We start from the raw sequence: 20,944 nt of genomic DNA on the forward strand, positions 1-20,944 counted from the left end.
CCGGAAGCCTGGGGGCGAGGTTACAAGGAGTTCGGATGATAACCAAGAGTCTGCAGGCCGACCTGCTGATGCTGCTGGTCACACTGCTGGCGGCCATGGGGTGGATGTTCTCCCATGAAGCGCTACAGTCCCTGCCCCCGATGGGGTTCATGGGGGTACGGTTCCTGCTGGCCGGCCTGCTGGTCAGCAGTGTTGGCTGGCCACAGCTCAAGCGCCTGAAGCCCGGCGCCTGGCGACGCGCCGCCGGCACCGGGGTGGTCATGGGGGCGGCGATGCTGTGCTGGATACTGGGGCTCTTCCACGCCACTCATCTGGGAGTCGGCGCTTTTATCTCCAGTCTCGGGGTCGTGCTGGTACCGGTGGTCGGCTGGTTGTTTTTCCGCCAGAACCCCAGCGCCAGTACCTGGGTGGCGTTGCTGGTGGCGGCCCTCGGCATGGCTTGCCTGTCGCTCGAGGGCGGCTTTCACTTCAGCCCGTCCGACATCTTCTTTGCGGCGGCGGCGCTCACTTTCGCGGTGCACTTCAACCTCAACAGCCGCTTTGCGATCAGCATTCCGCCGGTGGCGCTGACCGGTGTTCAGCTGTCGGTGGTCGGCGTCATCGCGCTGCTGGCCTCGTCGCTGTTCGAAACCTGGCAGCAGGCGCCGGGCTGGAGCGGGCTTGGCTGGGTGGCGGCCAGCGTCCTCATTGCCACCAGCCTGCGCTTTTTCCTGCAGATCAAGGCCCAGAGCATGGCGTCGGCCAGTCACGCGGCCATCATCCTGACGCTGGAACCGGTCTGGACCGCGATACTGGCAATGTTCTGGCTCGATGAGCGGATGTCGGCGCTGCAGGGCGTCGGCTGTTCGCTGATCTTCCTGGCTCTGCTGATCAATCGCTGGCGTTGGCTGTTGCAGCGGCCCAAGCAGGTGGCCTGAATGTCTGAGATTGCCTGGCGGCTGACGGTGTTCATCATTCTGTTCGCGGTGCTGGCACTGTGCGAGGCCCGCTGGCCGCGCCGACGGCGGCGTCAGACCCGCACCCTGCGCTGGGGGATCAACTCGGGGTTGCTGCTGGTCGATGTGCTGGCGCAGCGGCTGACGCTCGGCGCCGCCGCCTACCTGATGGCGGTCCATGCCCAGGCGCAGGGCTGGGGGCTGTTGCAGCTCGTGGAGTTGCCGGACGGCCTGGCCGCACTGCTGGGCTTTGTGCTGCTCGATCTGGCGATCTACTTTCAGCACGTGCTTTTTCATGCGGTCCCGCTATTCTGGCGCATTCATCGTGTGCATCACACCGACCTCGATCTGGACCTGAGTTCCGGGTTTCGCTTTCACCCGTTCGAGATTCTGCTGTCGCTGCTGTACAAGGTCGTGCTGGTGGCGGCGCTGGGTGTGGCGCCCTGGGTGGTACTGCTGTTCGAGGCCACGCTCAGCGGCGCCTCGCTGTTCAGTCATGCCAATCTCAGGCTGGGGACCGGTCCGGACCGGCTGCTGCGCTGGCTGGTGGTGACGCCGGACATGCACCGGGTCCATCACTCGGTGGTGCCGGCCGAGACCGACAGCAACTTCGGCTTTTTCCTCTCGTGCTGGGACCGGCTTTTCGGCACCTACCGTGAGCGGCCCGGGGCCGGGCACGAGCACATGACCATCGGGTTGGACGGCTGGCAGGAGCCGCAGCGGCTGACGCTGGCAAGGCTGTTGCGGCTGCCGTTCGCCGGAAAATAGCGTCCGTGTTGTGATGGGTTGCGCCGCCCCGGGGGCTTGCTGTTAAACGGCAACCGTGCGGACGGCGGTTTCACCTGTCCTACCCGTTCCAGTTAAAGCGCGATGAACCTTTTAAGAGCCGGGCTGGCGGATGAGCGGGGTGCACAGTTGTGTGTCCGGTGAGCAGAGCGCAAGCCGTTGCCGAGGAGGCCCTGGCGAAGCGATTTGTAAAGCAATTTTTTTACAAAAATTTGTCAGCTCGGTGGCTGCGTCGCAACTCCCGGAATGCCGGGATTCGTGGCATCTGAAGGGGGCTGCTACACCCTAAGGGAGCCCAAATCAAGTATTGAAAAAAAACCGTTGCTAACTATATTTGGTGCGAATTAATCCGGTGTGCACAAGATGTAGTGTTCTAGGTTGTGGAAACCCCACAAGAGCACTGCTTGCCGTTGCCCGTATTCCCGTCCCGGTCACCCATCGGGCGAGGTGGGCGGGCAAAGGGAAATGCACCAAGCCGGTAGGTCCGAATTCAGAGAGCAGGAGTAGGCGGCGACGCTATGCAGCAAGACTTGATGGTTACCAAACGGGACGGTCGACGCGAAAATATTGACCTGGAGAAGATCCACCGCGTTGTGATCTGGGCTGCAGAGGGACTCGACAACGTGTCCCCGTCCGAGGTCGAACTCAAGGCTCACCTGCAGTTTTATGATGGCATCAAGACTTCCGATATCCACGAAACGCTGATCAAGTCGGCTGCCGACCTGATTTCGGAAACCGCGCCGGACTACCAGTACCTGGCCGCCCGCCTGGCGATCTTCCATCTGCGCAAGCGCGCCTTTGGCAGCTACGAGCCGCCGCGCCTGTTCGACCACGTGACCGGCATGGTCGCGGCAAACCGTTACGACAAGCACCTGCTGGCCGACTACAGCGAGCAGGAGTGGGACGAGCTCAACGGCTACCTCAGGCACGAGCGCGACATGAACTTCAGTTATGTCGCCGTCAAGCAGCTCGAGGGCAAGTATCTGGCGCAGAACCGGGTCACCGGCGAGATCTTCGAAAGCCCGCAGATCCTGTACATGCTGGTATCGGCCTGCCTGTTCGCCGACTATCCGCGCGACACCCGTCTCGACTACGTCAAGCGTTTCTATGATGCCTGCTCGACCTTCAAGCTGTCGCTGCCGACGCCGATCATGTCCGGCGTGCGCACCCCGACCCGCCAGTTCAGCTCCTGCGTGCTGATCGAGTGCGACGACAGCCTGGACTCGATCAACGCCACCGCCGGCGCTATCGTCAAATACGTGTCGCAGCGTGCCGGTATCGGTATCAACGCCGGCAAGATCCGTGCGCTGGGCAGCCCGATCCGCAACGGCGAAGCTTTCCACACCGGCTGCATCCCGTTTTACAAGCACTTCCAGACCGCCGTGAAGTCCTGTTCCCAGGGCGGCGTGCGCGGCGGTGCGGCGACGCTGTTCTACCCGATCTGGCACCTGGAAGTCGAATCCCTGCTGGTACTCAAGAACAACCGCGGCGTCGAGGAAAACCGCGTGCGTCATATCGACTATGGCGTGCAGATCAACAAGCTGATGTACCAGCGCCTGATCAAGGGCGAGAACATTACCCTGTTCAGCCCGCACGAGGTGCCGGGGCTTTACGACGCCTTCTTCGCCGACCAGGCCGAGTTCGAACGCCTCTACGTGCAGTACGAGCAGGACCCGAATATCCGCAAGAAGACCCTCAAGGCGGTCGAGCTGTTCGGTCTGCTGGCGTCCGAGCGTGCCTCCACCGGTCGTATCTACGTGCAGAACGTCGATCACTGCAACACCCACAGCCCGTTCGATCCGGCCGTGGCGCCGGTCAAGCAGTCGAACCTCTGTCTCGAGATCGCGCTGCCGACCAAGCCGCTGAAGGACATCAACGATCCGGATGGCGAAATCGCCCTGTGCACGCTGTCGGCGTTCAACCTCGGTGCGCTGGATAACCTCGACGAGCTCGAAGATCTGGCCGACCTGATCGTGCGCGCCCTGGACAGCCTGCTGGATTACCAGGACTACCCGATCGAGGCCGCGCGCAACGCCACCATGGCGCGTCGCACCCTGGGCGTCGGCGTGACCAACCTGGCCTACTACCTGGCCAAGCACGGTGTACGCTACTCCGACGGTTCCGCCAACGGTCTGGTGCACCGCACTTTCGAGGCGATCCAGTACTTCCTGCTCAAGGCCTCCAACCAGCTGGCGAAAGAGCGTGGCGCCTGTCCGAAGTTCGACGAGACCACCTACGCCAAGGGGCTGCTGCCGATCGACACCTACAAGCGTGAAGTGGATGACTTCTGCGAAGAGCCGCTGCATTACTTCTGGGAAACACTGCGCGAGGACATTCGCGAATTCGGCCTGCGCAACAGCACCCTGACCGCGCTGATGCCCTGCGAGACTTCGTCGCAGATCACCAACTCGACCAACGGCATCGAACCGCCGCGTGGTTACGTGTCGGTGAAGGCGAGCAAGGACGGCATCATGAAGCAGGTGGTGCCGGAGTACATCGAACTGAAAAACCACTACGAGCTGCTCTGGAGCATCCCGAACAACGAAGGTTACCTGCAGCTCGTCGGCATCATGCAGAAGTTCGTCGACCAGTCGATATCGGCCAACACCAACTACGACCCGAGCAAGTTCCCGGGCGACAAGGTGCCGATGAAACAGCTGCTCAAGGACCTGCTGACGGCCTACAAGTACGGCGTCAAGACACTGTACTACCACAACACCCGCGATGGTGCGTCCGACGGCCAGGACGACGGCGGTTGTGAAGGCGGCGCCTGCAAGCTGTAATCGATTCTTTTTACGCTACCGCAGCAGGCCCGCCATCCCCGGATGGCGGGCCTGCGTCTGTGCTCGTCAGTGAGTTTTCAGGGACCCAATGTCATACTCCACATTCAGCACCTCCACCCACGATGCCACCCGTGAACCGATGTTTTTCGGTCGCAGTGTCAACGTTGCGCGTTACGACAAGCAGAAGTACCCGATTTTCGAGAAGCTGATCGAAAAGCAGCTGTCCTTTTTCTGGCGTCCGGAAGAGGTCGACCTGTCGACCGACCGCAAGGACTTCATTGGCATGCCGGAACACGAGAAGCATATCTTCCTGAGCAACCTCAAGTACCAGACGCTGCTCGACTCGGTGCAGGGGCGCTCGCCCAATATCGCCTTCCTGCCCGTGGTGTCACTGCCGGAGCTGGAAACCTGGTTCGAGACCTGGGCATTCAGCGAGACGATCCACAGTCGCTCCTATACCCATATCATCCGTAATATCATCACTGAGCCCTCGACGGTGTTCGACGCCATCGTCACCAACGAGGAAATCGTCAAGCGCGCCGAAGCGGTGACCAAGCTCTACGATCAGTTTATCGAGCTGGTACAGGTCTACGTCACCCACGGCGAAGGGCAGCACGAGATCCGGGGGCGTTTGTTCGACACCCGACTGCGCAATCTCAAGCGCAAGCTCTACCTGACGCTGGTGTCGGTCAACGTCCTCGAGGCGATCCGCTTCTACGTCAGCTTCGCCTGCTCCTTTGCCTTCGCCGAGCGGGCGCTGATGGAGGGCAACGCCAAGATCATCAAGCTGATCGCCCGTGACGAAGCCCTGCACCTGACCGGTACCCAGCACATGCTCAACCTGATGGCATCCGGCGCCGATGACCCTGAAATGAAGGAAGTGGCGCTGGAGTGCCGTGACGAGGCCCGCCGCATCTTTGCCGAGGCGGCGCAGCAGGAAAAGGACTGGGCGCAGTACCTGTTCCGCGATGGCTCGATGATCGGCCTCAACGCCAAGATCCTCAGCGGTTATGTCGAGTACATCACCAATGTGCGCATGAAGGCGCTGGGCTTCGAGGAGCTGTTCCCGAGCAAGCAGAACCCGCTGCCCTGGATGAACGCCTGGCTGGTGAGCGACAACGTGCAGGTGGCGCCGCAGGAGTCGGAGATCAGCTCCTACCTGGTCGGCCAGATCGACAACGAGGTCGGCGACGGCGACTTCGACGATTTCGACCTCTAACCGACTGTTGTAGTCAGTCTCCCGCCCTTCACGACGGGAGACTCAGACAAGGGATTCAGCATGTCCGGGATTCCCCGTATCAAGGTCAACAACTACCACACCTTTTACTATCAGTACGAGTTCTCGCTGCTGGATGCGCTCGAGGCGCAGGAGATTCCGGCGCCGTTCAACTGCCGCGGCGGCTACTGCGGCTGCTGCAAGGTCCGGTTGCTGGACGGTGAAGTGGAGATGGTGCAGGACAGCCTCTTCGACCTGCCCGAAGGGGAAATCCTGACCTGCTGCACCAAGCCCAAAACGCATATCGAGATCCAGCTGCCGGAAGAGTAGCGACAGCGTTCCCGCGGCCCTCATTCGGGCTCGCCGCGAATCGCCTGCCGGGGAAAAGGCTTCGGCGCGGGGCGCGCCTCCTACGATGAATTCGGAGTCCCGATACCTGTAGGGGCGGCGTACCCAAACTCAAGGGCACTTCCTCGCCGCGAATCGCCTGCCGGGGAAAAGGCTTCGGCGCGGGGCGCGGCTCCTACGATGAATTCGGAGTCCCGATACCTGTAGGGGCGGCGTACCCAAACTCAAGGGCACTTCCTCGCCGCGAATCGCCTGCCGGGGAAAAAGCTTCGGCGCGGGGCGCGCCTCCTACGGTGGGTCCGGACATCCGACCCACTCACCACCTGTGGACAGCTGCGCTCGAAGTGTCGGAATGTCGCGCCGGGCCGGACCTTCTCAAAGATCTTTTACACATTCGCTAATTCAGTGCTGTCAAGCTTGACAAAGCATCGGCCGTGCCCGGTGCATGTCTATTTAAATGCTTGTAACTAGCTGAAAATTAAGCGGTAATTTTTTCGTGGCGGTAAAATGCCCGATTTGCTGAAAGGCCCGGAATGACTGGCTTAGCGCCCGGTGTCCCATTGTTATCCAGAATGTTTTCCACAGTTTGTGTGGGTAATGCGCCAGTCTTCGGCCTGCGCGGGGACAGTGCCGACGGCGCTATGGATCAAGGGTTTCGGCGGCGGTCTCGGCCGGCGGCCATCTGCGGGCGAGCGACCTGGAATCGGGCGGGTGTCGAAGGGCTGTCGGCAGCCACTGTGAGTGCCCGTAAAGGCTAAGAGCCGTCCACAGACGCCCCGGCGCGTGCCAGGTTCGGGAGAGCAGCCGCTACCGTCTTCGTTATTGAAAATATATACAGTTGGGCGCTTCGCTTGCGGCTCCGGATGTTGTTCAGCTGACGCCCCGATATGCTTGAAAAACAACCTCTCGTCATGGGCTGCCAGGTCTGTGGACGGGGTAACGGATCCTTCATAAAGATGAATAAATAACAAGTCCGGACGTGGAAATTCAGCGACAAAATCGACCTTGACAGCGTTGTTATTTTGTCTCCATCCACACCCTGGAACGGTTCGCCGCAAAATCCACAAAGGTTGCCACGAGTTTTTAATATTTCCATATTGACTTGCTTAACATATTGAAAAATAAAGAAAAAAACGAGTTGGTTGATTTTTGATCAATCTAAGTGATGGCGTGTAACCATGGGCTCTTGGAGCAGGTTTCCAAAATTTATTCAGGGTTTTATCCACAGAAAATGGGGGTAACTGAACTACAACGTATTTCAATCTAACGGACACATACTGACGAAGCGGTCAAGATGAAAATCGCCCCCGGGATCGCCTCCGTGGGGCGACGTCACGCGGCTGTCAGCAAAGCTTCACCTGGCTTTCAACTGCCTGTCTTTTGTCCTCTCTAATCTACAGCCGCTGCCCGAGTCGGGCGCTGGCGTGACAACGGTCGCGCCAAGCTGCAAGTCGTCTCCAGGAGTGGCGCCCGAGCCGCTGAGGTCCTGAGCACGTCGGTTGCAGTCTGATGGCTGCAATCAGGGAATGAACTTCTTTCTCACAAGAGAGGCACAACCATGTCAAAATTGTCTCGCCGCCAGTTCGTCGGACTGATGTCCGCTGCTGCCGCCGGCACCGCACTGAGCCCGCTGGGTCTTCTCCACAGCCGTCGCGCCATGGCGGCCGAGGGTGGCTGTATGCCTGCCAGCTTCACGGTACCGGGCTTTGGCCCCCTTGCGCCGCTACCGCCGCTCAATACAGCTGAGCTCGGTAGCCTGGCCAATGAGGCGCTGCTGCGCCTGCCGGCAGGTTTCAGCTACACCGCCATCTCGATGAAGGGGATGCCGATGAGCGACGGCACCCTGGTACCGGGGAACCACGATGGCATGGGCTGCTTCCAGGGCCGTGCGGGTACCTACGTACTGGTACGCAACCACGAGGGCAGCATCGGCAACAGCCTCAAGTGCGTCGCGCCCAACGGCAACAACTACGACGATTTCGGCGGGGCCTATGGCGCCGGCGGCACCACCACGGTGATCGTTGACCGCGAGGGTCGCGTGGTGAAGGACTATGTCTCCCTTGGCGGCACCATCCGCAACTGTGCCGGCGGCGAAACGCCCTGGGATTCCTGGATCAGCTGCGAAGAGAACATGACAACGCCGTCCAGCGACGCTCGCGCGACCGAGAAGCACGGTTACAACTTCGAAGTGCCGTCAATGGCGGATGAAGCGGTCGAGCCGGTGCCGCTGGTCGACATGGGCCGCATGAACCATGAGGCCGTGGCGGTCGATCCGCAGACCGGTTATATCTACGAGACGGAAGATCGCGGCGACAGCGCCTTCTACCGTTTCGTGCCGCACAAGCGTCCGAACGGCTTCGGCGACCTGCAGCAGGGCGGCGATCTCTACGCTATGGTGATCGATACCGAGCAGTCCTCCAACTGCAACGGTGATCTGCTGCCGCTGAGCCACGCACAGGGTGCGACTCAGGTCGACACCCGTGGCCTGGGCCGTGGTGCAGCAGGCAGCATGCTGCCGTTCCTGGGTCAGGAGCTGAAGGTGCGCTGGGTCAGGCTCGACGATGTCGACCCGCAAGAGGATACCCTTCGCTACGAGGCCCAGGCCAAGGGCGCAGCAGTCATCTGGCGCGGCGAAGGCGCCTGGACCCATCACAACAGCATCTACTTCGTCGCCAGCGGTGCCGGTGATGCCGGTGAAGGTCAGGTGTGGTGCTACAACCCGCGTACCGAAACCATCAAGCTGGTGGTCGAATCGACCGATGAAAACCTGCTCGACGGTCCGGACAATATCACCGTGGCGCGCGACGGTACCCTGTACCTTTGCGAAGACGGCAGCGGCGGTCGGGAAGGTGACGCGAACTACGGCCAGTACGTCGTCGGCGTCGACAAGAGCGGCGGCCTGTTCCAGTTCGCCCACAACAACGTCGATACCGGCGAGTTCTGCGGCGCCTGCTTCTCGCCGGACGGCAAGTTCATGTTCGTCAACAGCCAGAATATCGGCGTGACCTACGCCATCTGGCGGGACGACGGCCGTTCCATCTATCTGTGATCGGATGTAGGTTGGGTGGAGGGCCGAAGGCCTGAAACCCAACATTGAAACCTGGCAGGGTGTTGAAAAACGTTATCGAGGCAGCTGAGGTGAGCGGAGCGCCGCCCGGGCCAAAACAGGCGAAAAAGCGCAGTTTAGTGAACTAAATGAGCATTTTGAGCCTGTTTTTAACGAAGCATTCGGCAACGCAGATAGATTTTCAACAGCCTGCTAATTCGCCGCTGCACCAATCGCCCTGGAAGGGGCGACTGGCGTGAATGGTTTGACGATGCTCAAGCCGGGGGGATCACGGAAGACGGTGATGGGCTTCGCTTCACCAGTCCGGCCTATCTGTTGGGTTTCGCCCTCCGGGCTGCACCCAACGGATCCAGGTAAGGTGGAATGAGCCTGCGAATTCCACCATGGAATCCGGAACGACAGGTGGATTGTGCCTTCGGGCTCATTCCACCCTACGGTTTACAGCTCCGATTTCTGCTTGTACTCGCACAGATCCTCGATCAGGCAGGCGCCGCAGCGCGGCCGGCGCGCGACGCAGATATAGCGCCCGTGCAGTATCAGCCAGTGGTGCGCGTCCTTGAGAAACTCCCTGGGGATAAAGCGCAGCAGCTTCTTTTCCACTTCCAGTACCGTTTTGCCCGGGGCGATACCGGTGCGGTTCGAGACGCGGAAGATATGCGTATCGACCGCCATCGTGGGCTGGCCGAAGGCGGTGTTCAGTACCACGTTGGCGGTCTTGCGGCCCACGCCCGGCAGCGCTTCCAGCGCCTCGCGGGTCTCGGGCACCTGTGAGTTGTGGCGCTCGACCAGGATGCGGCAGGCCTTGATGATGTTCTCGGCCTTGCTGTTGTAAAGGCCGATGGTCTTGATGTACTCCTTCAGCCCGTCGACACCGAGCGCCAGGATGGCCTCGGGCGTATTGGCGACCGGAAACAGCCTGCGCGTCGCCTTGTTGACGCCAACATCCGTGGCCTGGGCTGACAGTGTTACCGCGACCAGCAGCTCGAACGGGTTCCGGTATTCCAGTTCGGTGGTCGGGTTGGGGTTGTCGTCGCGCAGGCGACTGAATATCTGATGGCGTTTACTGGCGTTCATTTAGCCGACGTTCCCGGTCACGCGGACGCGCTTGGAGCCGCCGCCTTCGGCTTTGGGCTTCTGGGCGCGACGGCGTTCCTCGAGACGGGCGTCGACGATGTTCTTCAGCGCGATCAGCAATCCCATGCCGACGAAGGCGCCGGGGGGCAGGATCGCGAACAGGAAGCCGGAATAGTCGTCCACCAGGGTGATCTTCCAGCTTTCCGCAGCGGGCCCGAACAGCAGCTGCATATCGGAGAAAAGGGTACCTAGGCCCAGCACCTCGCGCATCGCGCCGAGCACCATCAGCACCGCGGTGAAGCCGATACCCATCATCAGGCCGTCCAATACCGAGGCCCCGACCGGATTCTTGCAGGCGAAGGCGTCGGCGCGGCCCATGATGGCGCAGTTGGTGACGATCAGCGGGATGAATATGCCGAGGATCTGATACAGCTCGTAGGTGAATGCCTGCATCAGCAGCTCGATCGAGGTGACGAACGCCGCGATGATCATGACGAAAATCGGCAGTCGCACCGAATCCGGCACGAAGTGGCGGAACAGCGAAACGGTGAGGTTGGATCCGGTCAGCACCAGGGTGCTGGCCAGGCCTAAGCCCATGGCATTGACCACGGTTCCGGTTACCGCCAGCAGCGGGCAAAGGCCCAGCAGTTGCACCAGCGCCGGGTTGTTGTGCCAGAGCCCGTCGAGGGTGATTTTTCTGTAATCAGCCATGGCTGGCCTCCTGTTGCGTCTGCGGCTCTGTGCCGAGCAGTTCGGCGCGGTGCTCGCGGAAGTGGTCGACCGCGCGGCCGACGGCGTTGACCACGGCGCGTGGCGTGATGGTAGCGCCGGTGAACTGGTCGAAGCGGCCGCCGTCCTTGCGTACGGCCCAGCTCGGATCGTCCTCGCCGTCCTTGCGCTGCCCCTCGAAACCGAGGACCCAGCGGGATTTCTTGATATCGACCTTGTCGCCGAGTCCCGGGGTTTCCTTGTGAGCCAGTACGCGTACGCCGGCGACACTGGCGTCGGCATTGATGCCGACGATCAAACTGATTTCGCCGGTATAGCCATCCGGCGCGACCACCGGCAGGATAACCAGCGCCGGCTCACCGTTGCGGTATCCGCGGTAGGCGGTAGCCGGGCGTTCGTGGCCGAGCAGCGTCGGGGCGGTGAACTCGACCGGATGATCCAGCAGGTCGTCGTCGAGGCTGTCACGCTCGACGATTTCGTAGAGCGCTCGGGCCTGCTGCTCCAGTTCGTTGCGTTCAATGCGCTCGGCGGTGCCGACCTGGGTAATGGCGATCAGGCCCGCGGTGACCACGGCGAACACCGCTATGCCGACGGTGCTGCTTCTGATGGCGCTGAGCATCTGCATCAGGCGTCCTCCTTGAGTCCGCGTTTGGGTTTGGCGTGACCGTAGGTGCGCGGCTGGGTGTACTGGTCGATGAAAGGCGCGGCGAGGTTCATCAGCAGCACCGCGAAGGCGACCGCGTCCGGATAGCTGCCCCAGGTGCGAATGACGTACACCAGTACGCCGATACCGGCGCCGTAGTAGAGCTTGCCGCGGTTGCTGGTCGCCGCGGTCACAGGATCCGTGGCGATAAAGAAGGCGCCGAGCATGGTCGCGCCCATGGTCAGATGGAAGAACGGGTCGGCGAAGTTGTCCGGCGCGAACAGATAGAACAGTGTCGAGATCGCTGCCAGGCTGCCGAGCATCGCCAACGGCGTATGCCAGGTGAACACCTTGCGGTAGAGCAGGAAAACCCCGCCCATGAAGTAGGCGGCGGCGACGGCATGCCAGGCGCCGACGCCGTCGGCCAGCACCCGGGACTCGCGGAAGGCTTCCTCGGTGGTCAGACCGCCGCGGTGGCGCAGCTCGTCCAGCGGCGTGGCCGAGGTAAAGGCGTCGATGGCGCTGTGATCGAGAGCGCCGAAGATCACCTTGAAGGTGTCGATCAGGCCGAGCACCTGCCAGCCGTCATCGGCATGCAGCACGAAGGGAGCGGTCCAGCGGGTCATGTCCACCGGGAAGGAGACCAGCAGCAGCGCGTAGGCGACCATGGCCGGATTGAAGGGGTTGTTGCCGAGGCCCCCGTAAAGATGCTTGGCGATCACGATGGCGACGAAGACGCCGACCAGCGTCAGCCACCAGGGCGAGAAGGGCGGCAGTGCCAGGCCCAGCAGCAGGGCGGTGACCAGCGCGCTGGAGTCGCGCAGATAGAACGCCACCGGACGGCGCCGCAGCTTCATGACAGCGGCTTCGAAACCAAGCGCCAGCAGCATCGCCCAGCCGATCTGGATCAGCGTGCCCCAGCCGAAGAAGAAGGTCATCGCTGCGATACCGGGCAGCGCCGCAATCAGCAGCAGCCGCATGATCTTCGGTGTGCTGCCCGCATTATGCAGGTGCGGTGAACTGGAACGGATCAGTGCCATTCGATTAAATCCTATGCAAAACGGCTATTCAAAACGGCTCAGCGTCTGGTTCAGTTCCTCGGCCTTGAGGTTCGCCTCCTGCAGCGCCTGCCTGAGCGCCTCGCGGTCGTCATCCCCGGCCTTTCCCAGGGCGCGCTCGGCCTTGGTGACCGCGGCGCGGGCCAGCGCTGCATCGATCTGCAGCTGCTTGAGGTCGACGCCGGCGGCGGCGGCCTCGGCGATACGGGCCTGTTCGGCGCCGTCGAGCTCGGCCTTGGCGGCATCGTGGCGCTGCCGCAGCTCCTGCACCTCGGCTTCGCTGCCTTCGCCCTCCTCGAGTGCCTTCTCGGCCTTCTTCAGCTTGGTGCGCATGATCGAGACCTGCTGTTTCAGCGCCTTCAGATCCGGCTTTTCGGTCTGCGTCGGCGCCTGTGCCTCGCCACCGGCGTCGAGCCAGGCCTTGTGGGCCTCGTTGTACTTGCCCTGCAGCTTGGCAACGCCGGCCTTCATTTTCTCGGCGGCCGGGCTGCCGCTGGCGATGGCGTCGTCGAGCGCCTTCTGCGCTTTCTCGACCTTGGCGCCGGCGGCGTGCATATCGGCCTTGAGTTCGGCGAGCTTGGCCGGGCTTGCCCCGGGCTGTGCCGTGCCGGCGGCGGCCTCCCAGGCCTTGCGGGCGTCTTCGTACTTGCCCTGCAGCTTCTCGACACCGGCTTTCATCTTCTCGGCGGCGGGGCTGCCGCTGGCGATGGCGTCGTCGAGCGCTTTCTGCGCCTTCTCGACCTTGCCCCTGGCGGCGTCCATATCGGCTTTCAGTTCGGCCACTTTCGCAGTGTCTGCGCCGCCTGCGCTTTCGCCTTTCTCGGCCGTCTCGTAGGCCTGCTGCGCTGCCTCGGCCTTGGCCGTCAGCTGCTGTACCGTGGCGCGCAGCGCCTCGACGCCGTCCTGGCCCTTGTCTTCGGCGTTCTTCAGCGCCTTCTCGGCCTGTTTGAGCTTGGTGCGGGCGACGGCGGCGGCGGTCTTGAGCTGCTTCAGGTCCGGCTGGCCTGCGGCCTGGGCGTCGCCTCGCTCGGCCGCGTCCAGTGCCTGCTGGGCGGCGTCGGCCTTCTGCTGCGCCTGCTGCAGTTCCGACTCCAGCGCCGCGAGGTCGCCGCTACCGCTTTCGCGGGCGCTGTCGACGGCCTTCTGCGCCTTTTTCAGTTTGGTGCGGGCGACGGCCGCGGCGGTTTTCAGCGCCTTGAGATCGCCTACGCCGCCGCTCGGGGCCGCCGCGACGGCTTCGCTCTGGTCCTTTTTCTTGGCCTGGTTGCGTGCGGCTTCCTCGGCACGGGCTTTGCGGCGGGCTTCCTTCTCGGCTTTCTCGGCTTCGAGGCGGGCCTGTCGAGCTTCGAAGCGCTGGCGCGCGTGTTCGGCCTTGCGCTGTTCGGCTTCCTCGGTACGGATTTCCGCCTTGGCGTTGCGATAGTACTGCACCAGCGGAATATAGCTGGAGCAGACGTAGGAGCAGGCGCCGCACTCGATGCAGTCGAACAGGTTGTGATGCTTGGCTTTGTCGAGTTCGCGACCCTTGGCGAACCAGTACAGCTGCTGCGGCAGCAGTTCGGCCGGGCACACCTGCTCGCACAGGCCGCAGCGAATGCACTCCTGCGCCGGGGGCGCCGGCGGCATCTCGTCGTAGGTCGAGGCGATCAGACAGTTGGTGGTCTTGATCACCGGAATCTGATCGTTATCGACGGCAAACCCCATCATCGGCCCGCCGACCACCAGACGGTAGAGCTTTCGGTCGCTGACCCGGCTGGCTTCGAGCAGCAGCTGGTACGGGGTGCCGATCAGGGTTTCGAAGTTCTGCGGCTGGCCGAGGGCATCGCCGGTGAGGGTGACGATACGGGAAATCAGCGGTTCGCCATGCCGGACCGCCCGGGCGATGGCGTAGGCGGTGCCGACGTTCTGGCAGACGATGCCGACGTCGGCGGGGATACGGCCGCTTGGCACCTCGACGTCGGTGAGCAGCTTGATCAGCTGTTTCTCGCCGCCGGACGGGTATTTGGTCGGCACCACCCGGATGTCGATATTCAGCTTGCAGCCCTTGAGCGCCTTTTCCAGCGCTCTGACCGCCTGCGGCTTGTTGTCCTCGGTACCGATCAGGATATGACTTGGCTCGAGCAGGTGGGCGATGACCTCGATGCCGGCGACGATATCCTCGGCGCGCTCGCGCATCAGCATATCGTCCGCCGTGATATAGGGCTCGCACTCGGCGGCATTGATGATCAGGGTGTTGACGATGTGGTCTTCGCCGAGGTGCAGCTTGACGTCGGTGGGGAAACCGGCGCCGCCCATGCCGGCTATGCCGCTGTTGCGGATAAAGTCGATCAGCTCGGATTTCGGCATGCGGCGAAAATCCGCAAGGCCCTGATGCTCGATCCAGCGCTCCTCGCCATCCGCCTCGAGCATGATGCAGGTGCCTTCCATGCCGGACGCGTGGGGCACGGGGTAGGGCCCGATGGAGCTGATGACACCGGAGGTCGGCGCGTGCAGCGCGGCGCTGACGCGGCCGGCGGCACTGGCGATAAGCTGCCCCTTGAGCACCCGGTCGCCGGGCTTGACCAACGGTTCGGCGGGCGCACCCAGGTGCTGCGCCAGCGGCAGTACCAGGTGCTGCGGCAGCGGCGCCTGGCGGATCGGCTTGCGGGTGGACTGGCGCTTGTTCTCGGGCGGGTGGATTCCGCCATGGAATGCGAATACGTGGCCCATCAGGCGGCGTCTCCGTGCTGCATGCGGCCACGTCCGGCGTCGGTGGCGATCAGTTGTACGCCGGGCGTCGGCGCCGGCCATTTCCAGGTGTTCAGGGTGGTTTCGATCGGAATCATGTCAATACAGTCGACCGGGCAGGGCTCGACGCAGAGGTCGCAGCCGGTGCACTCGGAGGCGATGACGGTATGCATCTGCTTGGCGGCGCCGAGGATGGCGTCGACCGGGCAGGCCTGGATGCACTTGGTGCAGCCGATGCATTCGTCTTCGCGGATATAGGCCACGGACCGGGGCTTCTCTTCGCCGTGCTCGTCATCGAGCGGCACCGCCTCGACGTCGAGCAGGTCCGCCAGCGCCTCGATGGTGGACTGCCCGCCCGGAGGGCACTTGTTGATGGCGTCGCCGCCGGCGATCGCCTCGGCGTAGGGGCGGCAGCCGGGATAGCCGCACTGGCCGCACTGGGTCTGGGGCAGCAGGGCGTCGATCTGGTCGACGATGGGGTTGCCCTCGACCTTGAAGCGCACCGAGGCGAAGCCAAGCAGAATGCCGAACACGGTGGCCAGGCCCAGCAGTACGAGTATCGCGATAATGACAGCGCTCATGAAATCTCCCCGCTCAGAACGAAACCAGGCCGGTGAAGCCCATGAAGGCCAGCGACATCAGTCCGGCGGTGACCATGCCGATGGCGGCGCCGCGAAAGGGTGTCGGGACGTCGGCAACGGCAACGCGCTCGCGGATCGCCGAGAACAGGATCAGCGCCAGCGAAAAGCCGACCGCAGCGCCGAAGCCGTAGACGATGGATTCCATGAAGCCGTTCATCTTCTTGATGTTCAGCAGCGCCACGCCGAGCACCGCGCAGTTGGTGGTGATCAGCGGCAGGAAGATGCCCAGCACGCGATACAGCAGCGGGCTGGTCTTGCGTACCACCATTTCGGTGAACTGCACCACCACGGCGATCACGAGGATGAAGGAAATGGTCTTGAGGAAGGCCATATCCAGCGGCGCCAGCAGATAGCTGTACACCAGATAGCTGCAGACGGACGACAGGGTCAGCACGAAGGTGGTCGCCAGCGACATGCCCATCGCCGTTTCCAGCTTGTTGGAAACGCCCATGAAGGGGCACAGGCCCAGGAACTGGACCAGCACGAAGTTGTTCACCAGCACGGTGCTGATCAGAATAAGCAAAAATTCCGTCATTGCGATGCTCTAGTCGTATGGGAGAGTCGTCTCCCGGAGTCATTCGTAGGATGGGTGAGGCCGCAATGGCATATCCTGTCCGGCGGCCCGGCTACGTGCGGCGGCGCAACCCTCCGGGTGTTCGGCCTGTCCGCGGCGCCGAACCGACACTTCACGATGGGTTGCGTGGCGCACGACTATTCTCAGGCATCCTGACGCCACCTCGGTTAGCGCCCCTTTACCCATCCTACTCAGCCTGTCAAAACAGCGGGCGAAATTTTACCGGATTGTGCCCGCTCCGGTAAGGTCCGGCGGCATATTAACGGGCCACAGCAATACGCGGACCCAGAAGCCAAGGCCCGGGGCAGTGAACTGCGCCCGGGCCTTGTCCGTTACCGTTGCCGGCATCGAGCCGGCGGAACAGCGGTTACGCCAGTGCGTGTGCCTTGAGCAGCGCCAGCAGCGCCTTGACCTGCTCGGCCGGGCTCTGCGCCTCGCTGTTGATGCGCAGATCGCCGCTCTGGCCGTTGAGGTCGACGCTCAGAGCGCCCGGCGCTTCGCTGACGCCCTCGAGCAGCACCACCAGGCCGTTGTCGGCCAGCAGCTGAGCGGTTTCGCTGAGATTGCCCTTGAGCGCCGGCGGCAGGCTGTCCTCGCGCAGCACGGCGACCGCGCGGCCGGCATCGAACAGGCGCTTCTCGGTGCTGTACAGCAGGGTGGCGCGGCTGTCCTCGGTGCCGCCGCTGATCGCCACGATACCGGCGCGCTGGCCGTAGCGGCGCTCCTTGTCGGCACGGCTGACCTGCGGTTCTGCGCTGATGGCGTCGTTGTCGTCCTGCAGTGCCTGCTCGCCGTCGTTGACGATCATGCCGGCGGCCACGGTGGCATTGCTCAGGCGGTCGACGATGATGAAGGAGCCGGTGCCCGCGTGCTGGCGGTAATCGTCGGCGATGATCGGACGCTCGACACTGATTTCGCAGCGCGCGATTTCGTTCAGTGCCAGGCTGGTGCTCGGGAACTGTTCCAGGGTGTTGACGTCGACGCGGTGACGGATATGACTGATGCCGCCGGCGACGGTCTGGGTCGCCAGCTTGATGTCATAGGTGCGGCCCGGGATCAGCGCGTTCTCGGACATCCACACCACCATGGCGTCGAAGCGGCTGGTGACGTCGGGCACCTTGTCGCTGTGCACCAGGATATCGCCGCGGGACACGTCGATCTCGTCTTCCAGGGTCAGCGTCACCGACATCGGCGGGAAGGCCTCGTCGAGGTCGCCGTCGAAGGTGACGATCGATTTGACCTTGCTCGATTTGCCGGACGGCAGCACGGTGACGGCGTCGCCGGGCTTGACGGTGCCGGCGGTCAGGGTGCCGCAGTAGCCGCGGAAGTCGAGGTGCGGGCGGTTGACGTACTGCACCGGGAAGCGCAGATCGTCGAAGTTGCGGTCATGGGCGATTTCGACGGACTCGAGCAGGCTCATCAGCGGCTCACCCTGGTACCAGGGCGACTTTTCCGACAGCGACACCACATTGTCGCCCTTGAGCGCCGACAGCGGCACGAACTCCACGTCCGGCAGGTTCAGGTTGCGGGTGAAGTCGAGATAGTCGGCCTTGATCTGCTCGAAGCGTTCCTGGCTGAAGTCGACCAGATCCATCTTGTTGACCGCGACGATAACGTGCTTGATGCCCAGCAGGGAGACGATAAAGCTGTGGCGCTTGGTCTGCACCTGCACACCGTGACGGGCGTCGATCAGGATGATCGCCAGGTCGCAGGTCGAGGCGCCGGTGGCCATGTTGCGGGTGTACTGCTCGTGCCCCGGGGTATCGGCGATGATGAACTTGCGCTTGGAAGTGGAGAAGTAGCGGTAGGCCACATCGATGGTGATGCCCTGCTCGCGCTCGGCGGCCAGGCCGTCGACCAGCAGTGCCAGGTCGATCTCGTCACCGGTGGTGCCGACCTTCTTGCTGTCGTTCTGGATCGCTGCCAGCTGATCCTCGTAGATCATCTTGGAATCGTGCAGCAGGCGGCCGATCAGGGTGGACTTGCCGTCGTCGACGCTGCCGCAGGTGAGAAACCGCAGCAGTTCCTTGTTTTCGTGCTGTGCCAGGTAGGCTTCGATATCGGTTGCGATCAGATCGCTTTGGTGACTCATTTCTTTAAGCTCCAGGCTTTTGGCCGCAAGCCCCAAGTGGCATGTGCCGGCGTTCAGGGTTTGCGGATCTTGTTCCGCGTGTGCTGTATCGGGCGCTCAAGACCGGATCAGCACCAGGTTCCAGACTGTCGGGCGTTGCAGGAGCCCGCTCCGCGGGCGAATGGCTGCGGCGCGGTGCCGGGTGAAACTCCCATTCGCGCCGGGGCGGCGCTCCTACGTCGTCAGAAATAACCTTCCATCTTCTTCTGCTCCATGGAGCCTGCGCTGTCGTGGTCGATGGCGCGGCCCTGGCGTTCCGATGTGGTGGCCAGCAGCATTTCCTGAATGATCTCCGGCAGAGTGTCTGCCTCGGACTCGATGGCGCCGGTCAGCGGGTAGCAGCCCAGGGTGCGGAAGCGGACTTTCTTCATCTGCGGCTCTTCGCCCGGCTCCAGCGGCATGCGGTCGTCGTCGACCATGATGGTCATGCCGTCGCGTTCCACGACCGGACGCAGCGCGGAGTAGTACAGCGGCACGATCTCGATGTTTTCGAGGTAGATGTACTGCCAGATGTCGAGTTCGGTCCAGTTCGACAGCGGGAAGACGCGGATGCTCTCGCCCTTGTCGACACGGGTGTTGTAGATGTTCCAGAGTTCCGGGCGCTGGTTCTTCGGGTCCCAGCGGTGGTGCTTGTCGCGGAACGAGAACACGCGCTCCTTGGCGCGGGACTTCTCCTCGTCGCGGCGTGCGCCGCCGAAGGCCGCATCGAACTTGTACTTGTCGAGCGCCTGCTTGAGGCTCTGGGTCTTCATGATGTCGGTGTGTTTCTTGGAGCCGTGCACGAAGGGGCTGATGCCCATCTCGACACCTTCCGGGTTGATGTGCACGATCAGGTCCATGCCGGCTTCATCGGCCATGCGGTCGCGGAAGGCGATCATGTCGCGAAACTTCCAGGTGGTGTCGACGTGCATCAGCGGGAACGGCGGCTTGCCCGGGTAGAATGCCTTGCGGGCCAGGTGCAGCATCACCGACGAATCCTTGCCGATGGAGTACAGCATGACCGGGTTGTCGAAGCTCGCGGCGACTTCGCGGATGATATGGATGCTCTCCGCTTCCAGCTGTCTGAGGTGCGTCAGACGATGTTCCGGCAACTGATTCATGGATCGGGCCCTTTCTTCTATAAATGTAACTCGCGGGCGCTGCACTGCAGGCCATATTGCGGCGCATTATTACAAAGTCGACATACAATCAAAAAGAATAAATTCACATCCATTTATTCGTTTAGGCTATATGGCGCCCCTGGCGGGGCATCGGTGACGGGCTCGAAGCGATGCGTTAAATAGTTATAACAAAATTTCCAATTAGTATTTTGCGTTATAAACGCGCGCCAGTATGATGGGCGCCACTTATCAGTAGTGGGTTGCCAGCATGGAAGTCGCTTACAGTTTTGCAGGTCTGGTGGTGGGCTTTGTCGTCGGCCTGACCGGCATCGGGGGCGGGGCCCTGATGACGCCGATCCTGATCGTCGTCTTCGGTATCGCACCGGTGGTGGCCGTCAGTACCGATCTGCTCTACGCCGCGATTACCAAGTTCGGCGGCATGTGGTCCTATGCCCGCAAGAAGATGGTGCACTGGAAAGTGGTGGGCCTGCTGCTTGCCGGCAGCATTCCGGGCAGCCTGCTGACGCTCAATTACCTGAAGGGGCTCGAGGCGCTGGAAAGCATCGAGCACCTGATGAACATGACACTGGGCGTGTCGCTGGTGCTGACCTCGATTGCAGTGTTCCTGCGTAATCGCATTCGCGAGAAGGCGCTGAGCCTGGAGAACCACCCGCTGGCCGATCGTGCGCGCCGGATTCGGCCTTACGCCACGGTGCTGATGGGACTTCTGCTGGGTGCCCTGGTAACACTGTCGTCGGTCGGCGCCGGTGCCCTGGGCACGGCGATGCTGATCCTGCTGTACCCGCGTATGCTGATGCCGGGTATCGTCGGCACCGACCTGGTGCATGCGGTGGTGCTGACCAGCGTGGCGGGTGCCGGGCACTACACGATGGGTAATGTCGACCTGTCGCTGCTGTTATACTTGCTGATTGGTTCGCTGCCCGGCGTGTTTCTCGGCAGTCATGTCGGAGTGCGGCTCTCGCCCAAGGTGATGCAGCCGATCATGGGTTCCATTCTGTTCGCGATCGGCCTGCGCTTCGTGCTGGCGGGCTGATCGGTTCGAGACTCAGGCAGGCAACAATCGGTATTCCCAAGAATTGACCCGCCGGTGGCGGGTCAATATCCACAGATT

General features: G+C 62.5%; 16 protein-coding genes. 7 read left to right on the forward strand and 9 right to left on the reverse strand.

Going from position 1 to position 20,944, the window contains the following annotated elements; genetic code table 11:
• Positions 1-35: 35 nt before the first annotated feature.
• The 6 genes from IEX85_RS13115 (at position 36) to IEX85_RS13140 (ending at position 9,117) form a co-directional block, all read left to right on the forward strand.
• Positions 36-917 (forward strand): DMT family transporter, encoded by an 882-nt coding sequence (locus IEX85_RS13115; protein WP_188861063.1) that lies wholly within the window; start codon positions 36-38, stop codon positions 915-917.
• On the forward strand, positions 918-1,703 hold the full coding sequence (locus tag IEX85_RS13120; RefSeq protein ID WP_188861064.1) for a sterol desaturase family protein: 786 nt from the start codon (positions 918-920) through the stop codon (positions 1,701-1,703). It begins immediately after the preceding gene.
• Between the two features lie 536 nt (positions 1,704-2,239).
• Positions 2,240-4,504: a class 1a ribonucleoside-diphosphate reductase subunit alpha gene (gene nrdA, locus IEX85_RS13125; RefSeq protein ID WP_188861065.1), complete on the forward strand. Its 2,265-nt coding sequence runs from the start codon at positions 2,240-2,242 to the stop codon at positions 4,502-4,504.
• 88 nt (positions 4,505-4,592) lie between these two features.
• On the forward strand, positions 4,593-5,723 hold the full coding sequence (nrdB, locus tag IEX85_RS13130; RefSeq protein WP_188861066.1) for a class Ia ribonucleoside-diphosphate reductase subunit beta: 1,131 nt from the start codon (positions 4,593-4,595) through the stop codon (positions 5,721-5,723).
• Positions 5,724-5,783: 60 nt separating this feature from the next.
• Positions 5,784-6,050 carry a 2Fe-2S iron-sulfur cluster-binding protein gene (locus IEX85_RS13135; RefSeq protein ID WP_188861067.1) on the forward strand — a complete coding sequence of 89 codons (267 nt, stop codon included), beginning with the start codon at positions 5,784-5,786 and terminating at the stop codon, positions 6,048-6,050.
• A 1,576-nt stretch (positions 6,051-7,626) separates the two neighbouring features.
• Complete coding sequence (locus tag IEX85_RS13140; protein ID WP_188861068.1) at positions 7,627-9,117, forward strand: alkaline phosphatase PhoX; 1,491 nt, start codon at positions 7,627-7,629, stop codon at positions 9,115-9,117.
• Between the two features lie 456 nt (positions 9,118-9,573).
• Here the strand turns inward: IEX85_RS13140 and nth are convergent, their stop codons facing one another.
• From nth to cysD, 9 genes are all read right to left on the reverse strand, one after another.
• Positions 9,574-10,209: an endonuclease III gene (gene nth / locus IEX85_RS13145; RefSeq protein WP_188861069.1), complete on the reverse strand. Its 636-nt coding sequence runs from the start codon at positions 10,207-10,209 to the stop codon at positions 9,574-9,576.
• The gene (locus tag IEX85_RS13150) at positions 10,210-10,920 is read right to left on the reverse strand and encodes an electron transport complex subunit E (protein ID WP_188861070.1); all 711 of its coding nucleotides are present in this window, start codon (positions 10,918-10,920) and stop codon (positions 10,210-10,212) included.
• Positions 10,913-11,563, reverse strand: coding sequence for an electron transport complex subunit RsxG (gene rsxG, locus IEX85_RS13155; RefSeq protein ID WP_188861071.1), 651 nt, complete (start codon positions 11,561-11,563; stop codon positions 10,913-10,915). Before rsxG ends, IEX85_RS13150 begins: the two co-directional genes overlap by 8 nt.
• Positions 11,563-12,621 (reverse strand): electron transport complex subunit RsxD, encoded by a 1,059-nt coding sequence (rsxD, locus tag IEX85_RS13160; RefSeq protein WP_188861072.1) that lies wholly within the window; start codon positions 12,619-12,621, stop codon positions 11,563-11,565. The genes rsxG and rsxD overlap by 1 nt, the downstream gene beginning before the upstream one ends.
• 24 nt (positions 12,622-12,645) lie before the next feature.
• The gene (gene rsxC / locus IEX85_RS13165; protein WP_188861073.1) at positions 12,646-15,348 is read right to left on the reverse strand and encodes an electron transport complex subunit RsxC; all 2,703 of its coding nucleotides are present in this window, start codon (positions 15,346-15,348) and stop codon (positions 12,646-12,648) included.
• A complete protein-coding gene (gene rsxB, locus IEX85_RS13170) occupies positions 15,348-15,947 on the reverse strand; it encodes an electron transport complex subunit RsxB (RefSeq protein ID WP_188861074.1) in 600 nt (199 codons plus the stop codon). The genes rsxC and rsxB overlap by 1 nt, the downstream gene beginning before the upstream one ends.
• Positions 15,948-15,960: 13 nt before the next feature.
• Positions 15,961-16,542: an electron transport complex subunit RsxA gene (gene rsxA, locus IEX85_RS13175; RefSeq protein ID WP_188861075.1), complete on the reverse strand. Its 582-nt coding sequence runs from the start codon at positions 16,540-16,542 to the stop codon at positions 15,961-15,963.
• Positions 16,543-16,948: 406 nt separating this feature from the next.
• Positions 16,949-18,673: a sulfate adenylyltransferase subunit CysN gene (gene cysN, locus IEX85_RS13180; protein ID WP_188861076.1), complete on the reverse strand. Its 1,725-nt coding sequence runs from the start codon at positions 18,671-18,673 to the stop codon at positions 16,949-16,951.
• Between the two features lie 221 nt (positions 18,674-18,894).
• Positions 18,895-19,812, reverse strand: a complete 918-nt coding sequence (gene cysD / locus IEX85_RS13185; RefSeq protein ID WP_373290911.1) for a sulfate adenylyltransferase subunit CysD — start codon at positions 19,810-19,812, stop codon at positions 18,895-18,897.
• A gap of 268 nt (positions 19,813-20,080) precedes the next feature.
• On the opposite strand from cysD, the gene IEX85_RS13190 reads away from it, so the two are divergent.
• Entirely contained in the window at positions 20,081-20,866 is a 786-nt protein-coding gene (locus IEX85_RS13190; RefSeq protein WP_188861077.1) for a sulfite exporter TauE/SafE family protein, read from the forward strand.
• Positions 20,867-20,944: the final 78 nt, after the last annotated feature.

It is taken from the genome of Marinobacterium nitratireducens (assembly GCF_014645375.1).
Lineage (GTDB): Bacteria > Pseudomonadota > Gammaproteobacteria > Pseudomonadales > Balneatricaceae > Marinobacterium_A > Marinobacterium_A nitratireducens.